Here is a 444-nt window from a genome sequence, read left to right as displayed (position 1 = left end):
ATCCTGCAGCGGGCTCTCCGTCGTCAGCGTGATGGCCAATGGCGCTTACTCCACGACCTTGGGCACCTGGAAGAAATTCTTGTCGGTGACCGGCGCGTTGGCGACGATACGATCGGCGATGTCGCCGTCGGTGACGGCGTCCGCACGCTTCTTCATCGCCATCGGCGTCACAGACGTCATCGGCTCGACGYCATCGACATCGACCTCGGAAAGCTGCTCGACGAAACCGAGGATACCGTTGAGCTCGCCCATCATCTTCTGGGCTTCCTCTTCGGTCAAAGCCAAGCGGGCCAGCTTCGCCACCCGCTTCACGGTCGTCACATCAACCGACATGTCCCACTCCAGTAACATTCGTCCCCGCACGCTATAAAGGCGCACGGGGATGGGTGCAACGGGTTTTTGGGCGTTCGGTCGCCGTAGCGTCAGACAGTCACGGTATCGCCG

1 protein-coding gene is annotated in these 444 nt (G+C 61.2%); it reads right to left on the bottom strand.

Annotated elements, in window-relative coordinates:
• Positions 1 to 45: 45 nt before the first annotated feature.
• Positions 46 to 444 (bottom strand): Asp-tRNA(Asn)/Glu-tRNA(Gln) amidotransferase subunit GatC (gene gatC / locus AC1D0P_RS29710; protein ID WP_477680013.1); only part of this gene is annotated, 399 nt, incomplete at its 5' end.

This window comes from Polaromonas sp. P1_G2 (assembly GCF_056405515.1).
This window is presented reverse-complemented; position numbering and strand designations above follow the sequence as displayed.